Origin of the sequence: Streptomyces sp. 13-12-16 (assembly GCF_002114215.1) — a bacterium.
Lineage (GTDB): Bacteria > Actinomycetota > Actinomycetes > Streptomycetales > Streptomycetaceae > Streptomyces.
The window spans coordinates 1-826 of sequence record NZ_NCTE01001490.1; the positions used below are offsets into that span (position 1 = coordinate 1).

Sequence of the window (826 nt, forward strand, 5' to 3'; positions counted from 1 at the left end):
CGGCCCTCGCCCTCCCCGCCGCCCCGGCCGCGCCCGCCGCGCCGTCGGGGAGTCCCGGTGCCGGCGATCCGGGGGCCACGCTGCTGCCCCCGCTGCCCGTCCGGCTCGGTGAGGACAACCCCTGCACCGGGGCCTCGGGACAGACGGCCACCGGAGCGGCGTGGTCGCAGACGGCGCTCGGGCTGTCCCGGGCCCAGCGGATCTCCCGGGGCGGCGGCGTGACCGTCGCGGTGGTCGACACCGGTGTCGCCACCGGCGTCCCCGGCCTGTCCGGCAGGGTGGAGGCCGTCGGCGGAGCGGCCGAGGACTGCGTGGGTCACGGCACGTTCGCCGCCGGCCTGATCGCCGCCGCACCGCAGAAGGGCAGCGGCATCACCGGGGTCGCCCCGCAGGCGGAGATCCTCGCCCTGTCCGGCACCGACGACCGGGGGGTGCCCTCCGTGGAACGCGTGGCCGCCGGCATCCGGACGGCGGCGGACCGCGGCGCACAGGTCATCTACGTCGGCCAGGTCCTGCGCACCGGCAAGGCCGAACTCACCGCGGCCGTCGCCCACGCCACCCGGCGCGACGCACTGGTCGTCGCCCCGGCCGCCCCGGACGCCGTGCCCCGCGAGGAGTTGGGGCCCGACGGCGAGATGCCGGAGGGCCCGTACTGGCCGGCCGCCGCGCCCGGCGCGCTCGCCGTCGTGGACTTCGGCCCCAACGGCGTACGGCAGGAGAAGGCGCCGCCCGCCCACGAGCCCGACCTGTCCGCGCCCGGCGGCGAGATGGTCAGCGTCGGTCCCGAGGGCTCCGGCCACTACATCGGTTCCGGTGCCTCGCTGGC

The 826-nt window shown here is 78.8% G+C and carries 1 protein-coding gene; it reads left to right on the forward strand.

The genetic code is table 11. The annotated features are described in order from the left end of the window. Positions 1–826 (forward strand): S8 family serine peptidase (locus B7767_RS43255; RefSeq protein WP_085576554.1); only part of this gene is annotated, 826 nt, incomplete at both ends.